The sequence below is a fragment of the Prevotella sp. Sow4_E9_plate genome (genome assembly GCF_052116205.1).
In the GTDB taxonomy this organism is placed as follows: domain Bacteria; phylum Bacteroidota; class Bacteroidia; order Bacteroidales; family Bacteroidaceae; genus Prevotella.
Genome location: NZ_JBQKLN010000048.1, coordinates 22,069 through 29,802 on the forward strand (window position 1 = coordinate 22,069; position 7,734 = coordinate 29,802).

Consider the following 7,734-nt stretch of genomic DNA (forward strand, 5'->3'; position numbering starts at 1 on the left):
GTTTTAGCATGAGTTTTATCAAGCATATTGGGATGGTTGTCCTTGCATTGCTAATAGCCTTGCCTCTCTCTGCCCAAACCACCCTTTCGGGAATGGTAAGGGACGAGTCGGGCAAAGCTCTTGGCAATGTAATGGTTAGAGCCTACAATCAACATAAGAAGTTGAAGCGTTATACGCAGACGAATAGACAAGGTGAATTCCGTCTTGCCACCACCGCCCATGATTCTATCTCCAGTATCACCTTGTCGCGGTTGAGCTACGAGACGAAGACCATCTTGAGAAAGGACTTTGGAAAGCTCAAGAACATCACCTTGCACGATGAGGCTATCAATATCAAGGAGGTGGTGGTGAGAAGTGTGCCTATCCGCCAAAGCGGCGACACCTTGACTTATGATGTCAATGCCTTCAAGAAAGAAAAGGATAGAAGCATCGAGGATGTACTGAAGCGAATGCCAGGCATCAGCGTGGACAACACGGGAGGCATCTATTACCAAGGTGAGCGCATCAGTAAGTTTTATATCGAAAATATGGACATGCTGTCGGGCAACTATACCTTGGCTACCAAGAATATCCGCCCTGACGACGTGGCGGCGGTGAATGTCTACGAAAACCACCAACCCATAAGAGCCTTGAAGAATGTCTCCTTCTCCGACAAGGCTGCGCTCAACCTGAAAATCAGGAATAACCGTAAGCTGAAGCCTATCGGCTATCTTCAGCAAGGACTTGGCTATGATGACCAGACGCTGTGGAAGAGTGATGTCTTCGCCATGCAAATCAACAAAAAAACGCAACAGCTCTTGTCGCTCAAGGCAAATGACACGGGCTTGACTTATAATACGTCGCAGTCTTTCGGACTCGACCAAGTTTCTGATTTCTCATCGTTTACTTGGGATGGAATCAGTCTTTCTGCACAAGATATTCCTAGTGTGTCTTTGAACCGATATGTTGACAACAAGTCGGGAGAAGGAGCTTTCAACTCTCTCTTCAAGCTGAAGGAAAAACGAACGCTTACTCTCAATTTGCGTTATGCTGGTGATGACCTGCACTACCAAAACCAGAAAAAATCCAGTATCTTCGTAGATGACAACCAGTATCAAGACTTCTCAGAGAAGGTGCAGGCGGCAGTATATTCTAATTCTTTGATGGGAAAGATAAAACTGGAGAACAATACGGAGAAAGTATATTTCCTGGATGACTTTACCTTCAACTCCAAGTTCTATCACAAGCATTTTGGGCTTGAGGACAACTTTGATGGCGCACAAAAGCAAAAATCAGCCAATTATCAGCTAACCAACCAGTTTAGCTCCATCTATCACGTTGGGAAGAAAGTGTTTCAGTTGCAAAGCAATATCAAGTTCTCCAACACTCCTGTCAATCGTCTCCAAGCGATTCCTACCGACAGGAGTTGGGAGATGTGGCAAAGTCTCAACGAGACTGCCTTCCAGACCGACGAGCATACCTCTTTCGGATGGCAACTCGGCAGACTCGTACAAATGGGCGTCAAGGTAAACTTCGAGTCTTATTACAATAAGATTCGTTTATCCCGACTTCGTTCCGAGGAGAAGCTAGCCAACACTTTTCAGGGCTATATGCTCAATACAAGCGTGGAGCCTTACTTCCAGATGGCTTGGAACCGGCTTACCTGGGAGGTGAGAGTTCCGTTGTCTCTGCTCAACATGCATTTCGAGAATGTGGGAGAAGACAAGGATTTTCGTCATGATGACACCTATGCCAATGTCAACACCACCCTCGCATGGAAAGTGACTAAGGGACTGAAGTTTAGGTTGAGAGGAGGTTCCCGATGCAATTTCGGTGACATATCCAACTTTGTTACCTCACCGATATTCTACACTTACAAGGATGCGACGACTAAGGGCACTGGTAGCTTGACCAATCGAAACTCTCTCTTTGCAAGCGGCCATCTCGACTTCCACAATACAATGGATGGCGTCTTTGCTTCGCTTATGGGCTTGATAACTCGCTCGCAAACCAACTCGATGAGCCAAACGAGCGTATCGGATGGGGATGTCTACAACAAGGTGTCCAAGAAGAAGAATACCATGCTCGACAAGTCGCTCACTCTCAATGCCAGCAAGAATTTCCGTAGCACGGATACGTCTATCTCGCTGATGGCAAGTTTGGGAAATTACCATACTAATATTCTGTCGAAAGACAATGTGCTTAAACTCGTAAATGATCGTTATCTGGTAAATACCCGATTGGAACAGGCGTTTTGGAGCGACAAGCTGAACTTGTCTTTGGAGTACTCTTATTACCAAATGCAAAATAGAGTGAAGGACTTGGGGACTACGATGCGAGAGCACCAAGGTAGCTTTGGGCTTTCTTTCTTCTTGGTAGAGGACTTGGAGTTGTTCGGTGATGTCAGCATGAACTGGCTCAAGGACGCAGACCATCAGGAGCATGAGAGCGATGCCAATGCTGGCATCCGATATAAAAAGAAGAGCATAGAGTTGGAGTTGCTAGCCCAAAACTTGACAAATCAAAGGGTTTATGTGGTCAATAAGCAGATAAAGGAGAGCAATTATCGATACATTTATCAGTTGCGTCCTATCGGATGCACTTTCAGCGTAAAATATAATTTCTAACAATCCAATAAGGATGGTGACTTACTCGTCATCATCCTTATTGTTATCGGCTACGATTTGCGGACCTCTTACCTTCTTCTTCTCACTTTATAGAGACATTATTTTGTAGTTTCTTTATTTTTTCGTACTTTTGCAAAAAAAAGAGAGGAATGAAAGAAAAGGTCATATTTTTATTGTTAATCATCATGCTTCTTTCATCTTGTGCAGGAAACAGGAAGTATGATGATCTGATGCAACGGGCAGATAGCATCATGAATGTTAATGACGACTCTGCGAGGGTTGCCATCCGGATGCTTGATGGTGTAAAGCCTCAGCTACCAGAGTTTTCCCAATCGCAAAAGATGCGCTATGAGTTGTTGCGTCATAAGGCGATGAACAAGGCTTGCATCACGTTCACATCTGATAGCGTGATGAAGGAAGTGGTGGATTATTATGACCATCATGGTTCGGCTAACGAGCGTATGCTTGCCAACTATGTCTTGGGCTGCGTGTACCGGGATATGCATGAGGCACCAATGGCATTGGAGTATTATAATAAAGCGACGGAGCAAGCCGATACCACTGTCGCAGATTGTGACTATGGCACGCTTTATAGAGTATACAGCCAAATGGGAATTTTGTTTGATAAGCAATACTTACCTTATCAATTGTTAGATGCTTTTGGTAAGGCGGAGAAGTATGCCTATTTGGCAAAGGATACATTCAATGCCATTGTGAATTACCAAAATCGAAGCAGTGCATATTACTATTTAGGAAATACAGATTCTGTTATTGCAATAAATTTGCATGCTGCAAATATGTTCAAGCAAATAGGAGATGACTATAATGCTATGATAGCCTTAGGCTGCAATTCTGACTATTATTTAGAAAAGCAAGACACAATTAAAGCAAAAAAGGCTTTTGAAGCATACTTTTCTACAGGGTATGAGGGAAATTTGGAATATGAAGATTCTAAGGCTTATGTATTATGCCTAAAAGGGTGTTATTATCTGTTTGTAAATAAGTTAGACTCAGCTTATGCCAATCTATCCCTAAGCTTAAAGTTGTGTAAATCATATAGCGTCAAAGCTGCTACAACAAAAACTTTAGCTCAGTATTATGCAAAGGTTAACCAACCATCCTTGGCTATGAAGTATGCCTTGCAAAGTTCTGAGTATAATGATTCAAGTTTGATGGAGGCAAGGAAAAACCAATTACAGCAAATGCAAGCGATGTATGATTATGGTAGAAATCAAGAAATAGCAAGAATGGCTGAGCAGAAAGCGAAACGAAGTACACAAATGAACTATATGATTGTTTTTGCTTGCGTCATTTTGTTCTTATTCCTTTCTTATATTTATAGAAAGCAGCTAGCTCTCAAGAAAAAGAGAATAGCAGCTTCAAAGCTGGTGTATGAGGACTGCTTGCTTAAACTTAAAAGGTTACAGGAAGAAAAAGCTCAACTTGTAGCAGAAAAAGACAAAAAACTGGCTCAAATTATAACAGAGAAAGAAAATGCAATCAGTAAATTAGTGTCAGAGATACATGATATACAAAACAGATACTCATTATCTTCGATGTCCGATGCTTATTTAGTTTTAAAGAATTCTTCCATTTACAAAAAAATCCAATGTATAGAAGCGCATCCTTTGGAAGAAATGAATGAGGAGGATTGGACGGAATTGGCTGATACGGTAGAGGAACTAATTCCTAACTTTATTCCTATGTTGAAGAACCGAGTCAGCGATAGAGATTATCGAATCTGCTTACTGATTAGACTCGGAATTCCTGCATCCTTAATGGCAAGACTTTTAAATCTATCTGATGCAGCAATCTCAAAAAGCCGGAAAACCATGTTGAAAAAGCTGTGTGAAAAGGTAGGAAAGCCCAAGGAATTTGATGAGTATGTGCTACATATCCCATAATTTTTGGCATGGTAAAATTTAGATAAAATACTCATAACCTTTTCATTTTTAGTGTATTTGGTGAATGGTAAAAAATAGGTAAAAATTAAATTAATAATGTTCTTGCGTCTTTCCCTACAATTTTGTACTTTTGCAGCGGAAATTAAAACAAACAACAACTAAAAAATTGAGATTATGAAGAAATTGTTTTTAATGTCAGCCTTTGCGCTGATGGGAGTTGTGGCTAATGCTGCTGAGCATGTTGGAACAGTTGTAACTACGTCTTGTGGAAAACAAATCATGACAGTAGCACTTGAGTTTTTCTCTAAATCAGAGGAATTCGTTGACTATATAGAAGATTTGAACGAAACTTATTGCGGAGAAAGAAAAGGTGCTCATGCTGAAGCACGTATAAATAATGTAAAATAGAGGTTTGCTTATGGATAAAATAATTGTATTTTTGTGTTTTTGTGTATTTCCGTTATTGACAAATGCTCAAACTATATCTGGACCTTTGGCAAATGAGCCTGCAAAGCTAGGTACGAAAAAAATAGTTGATTCTAGTATTATAGAATGTATCTACAACTATCGCGTCATCGACCATAGCTTAGGTGATATGAGAGAGTATCATGCTATCTTAGAATTAGGTGATTCAATTTTTAAATATGAAAGTTATGGCTCATATAGATTGGACTCTGCTCTTGTTGGCAAGCAACAAATGACTCTTGGAGAATTTTTTGATTTCTACAATAAGTATAGTCCCGACTTTAAAGAATTCTTGCTAGAAAATGTAAATGCGAATAAATTATCTTATTATGGTCAGGTCTCAATAGATAAATTTATGTATCATGAGGAGGTTCCTCATATAGATTGGGCTTTATCCGATAGTACGAAAGAAATATGTGGCTATTTATGTCATCAAGCAACAGCTACTTTCCGTGGACGTAATTGGATAGCTTGGTATTGTGATATACCTAAAAGTGTAGGACCTTGGAAGCTAAATGGATTGCCAGGGTTAATTCTTGCGGCGGAAACAGAAGATAAAGAGCATACTTTTTCTGCGATTTCTGTTCGCAAATCAAGTTCACCAATTACTGTCAACGACAAAGAGTATTTCAAGACTACTCGTGAGCACTTTAATCAAGCTTTGGCTGATTATAAGTCTAATCCAGCAAAGTCTTGGAAAAATTCTCCTTTAGCTCCTAAAGATATGAATGGAAAACCTATGCCTATGCCAAAAAGGAAATTGTTCTATAGTCCTTTGGAAAAGGAATAGCAGCAAGGCAGTTTAATAAAAACAAGAGTTTTAGCATGAGTCTTACAAAGCATATTGGGATGGTCGTCCTTGCGTTGCTAATAGCCTTGCCTCTCTCTGCCCAAACTACCCTTTCGGGAATGGTAAGGGACGAGTCGGGAAAAGCTCTTGGCAATGTAATGGTCAGAGCCTACAATCAACATAAGAAGTTGAAGCGTTACGCACAGACGAATCGACAAGGTGAACTTGTCTTTGGAGTACTCTTATTACCAAATGCAAAATAGAGTGAAGGACTTGGGGACTACGATGCGAGAGCACCAAGGTAGCTTTGGGCTTTCTTTCTTCTTGTTAGAGGACTTGGAGTTGTTCGGCGATGTCAGCATGAACTGGCTCAAGGACGCAGACCATCAGGAGTATGAGAGCGATGCCAATGCTGGCATCCGATATAAAAAGAAGAGCATAGAGTTGGAGTTGCTAGCCCAAAACTTGACAAATCAAAGGGTTTATGTGGTCAATAAGCAGATAAAGGAGAGCAATTATCGATACATTTATCAGTTGCGTCCTATCGGATGCACTTTCAGCGTAAAATATAATTTCTAATAATCCAATAAGGATGGTGACTTACTCGTCATCATCCTTATTGTTATCGGCTACGATTTGCGGACCTCTTGCCTTGCCATGAGAAACAGCCATTAAACGATTTATGTTTATAGTTTAAAATATTGGAGTAATTATGACAAAAATAACTAAATATACAATACTGATTTTTTTAGTAGCTTTACAAGTTGTCTATTTAATAGAAATAATAGAAAGGGTTATTTTAAATAAATGGAGTGATATATTCTTTCCATGTATTTTTTCTTTATTTATTTGGAATGCTATCTATATATTTTACAGAAAGGTAAAATAATAAAAGGCCGCAAGTTACCAATACGAATAAAAGTTAAAAGTGCGTTTCTTTAGTTTACTCAATGGTAAGAGTTGCGTATTTTCTAATAAGAATAAGTATGTAGGAAACATATAAAAGAGATATACAATGGAAAAGAAAATGATGAAACAAATGATGATGGCGTTGCTTTTGGCGATGATGCCTTTTGCAGCAAGCGCACAGGAAACTCCTGTCGTACAGGAACAAGCAGATAGTTTGCTGTCTCCTAGTATAATGGTGAATCGACATTTCTATGTCAAGGATTTGCCTTTGGATGTATCGAAGGTGAAGTATATGTCAGCCATCAAGTATGGAGAAAATGGCAACTTGATGGTTTTTACGATGTATCCCAACTTTACTATGCCTAAGGAATGGGAAAAATATGAGATACCTCGCAGTAGAGTGAAATCTCTATCAGAGATAGAAGACCGAATAGAGACTTATCAGCAGATGTTGTCTTTGACGAGGCATAACGAGAATGCTGACGCATTGAGTGGCAAACCGTTGCCAGGTTCCTTTGCTTTGCACGATTTGAACGGAAAACTTTGGACAGAACAGTCGCTCAAGGGACATAAGGTAGTTATCAACGCATGGTATTCAGGCTGTGGACCTTGTTTGCGAGAAATGCCTATCCTTTCGGAGTGGAAGAATAAGTATCCTAATGTGATATTTCTCTCTGTAAACTTTGAGAGAGCTGATAAGGTAAGGAAGATAACGGAGGCACGTGGCTTCAATTGGACTCATCTTTATGGTGATAATTATTTCGTGAAATTTGTTGGCTCAGGCGGTTTTCCTCTCTTTATTGTCCTAGGTGAGGATGGCTTGATACGTTATATGGTGAATGGTACCAATGAGAAGATACGTCAGGATATTTTGAACGTTATTAATAAGTAGTAAAAGCCAAAGGGGGCATGAACACAAAATGCCCCCTTTGGCTTTTACTACTTATTCTGGGGGTGTAATTTAAACTGTGTCAAGGCTTGTTCTTAACTTTCATTCCCACTCCCTGCTGGGGGCATGCCCCCAGCAGGGAAGCCTTTTCGGCTGCAAAGTTACATAATT

General features: G+C 40.1%; 6 protein-coding genes. All 6 read left to right on the forward strand.

Going from position 1 to position 7,734, the window contains the following annotated elements; translation table 11 throughout:
• The first annotated feature begins 8 nt into the window (after positions 1–8).
• The 6 genes from ACTQ53_RS14530 (at position 9) to ACTQ53_RS14555 (ending at position 7,566) form a co-directional block, all read left to right on the forward strand.
• Positions 9–2,606 carry a carboxypeptidase-like regulatory domain-containing protein gene (locus ACTQ53_RS14530; RefSeq protein ID WP_441933759.1) on the forward strand — a complete coding sequence of 866 codons (2,598 nt, stop codon included), beginning with the start codon at positions 9–11 and terminating at the stop codon, positions 2,604–2,606.
• 149 nt (positions 2,607–2,755) lie between these two features.
• Positions 2,756–4,510 carry a hypothetical protein gene (locus ACTQ53_RS14535; protein ID WP_441933761.1) on the forward strand — a complete coding sequence of 585 codons (1,755 nt, stop codon included), beginning with the start codon at positions 2,756–2,758 and terminating at the stop codon, positions 4,508–4,510.
• Between the two features lie 174 nt (positions 4,511–4,684).
• Positions 4,685–4,918, forward strand: a complete 234-nt coding sequence (locus tag ACTQ53_RS14540; RefSeq protein ID WP_294970643.1) for a hypothetical protein — start codon at positions 4,685–4,687, stop codon at positions 4,916–4,918.
• Positions 4,919–4,928: 10 nt separating this feature from the next.
• Positions 4,929–5,765: a GLPGLI family protein gene (locus ACTQ53_RS14545; RefSeq protein WP_294970641.1), complete on the forward strand. Its 837-nt coding sequence runs from the start codon at positions 4,929–4,931 to the stop codon at positions 5,763–5,765.
• A gap of 252 nt (positions 5,766–6,017) precedes the next feature.
• Entirely contained in the window at positions 6,018–6,344 is a 327-nt protein-coding gene (locus ACTQ53_RS14550; protein WP_441933763.1) for a hypothetical protein, read from the forward strand.
• A 436-nt stretch (positions 6,345–6,780) separates the two neighbouring features.
• A complete protein-coding gene (locus ACTQ53_RS14555) occupies positions 6,781–7,566 on the forward strand; it encodes a TlpA family protein disulfide reductase (protein ID WP_441933765.1) in 786 nt (261 codons plus the stop codon).
• Positions 7,567–7,734 lie beyond the last annotated feature (168 nt).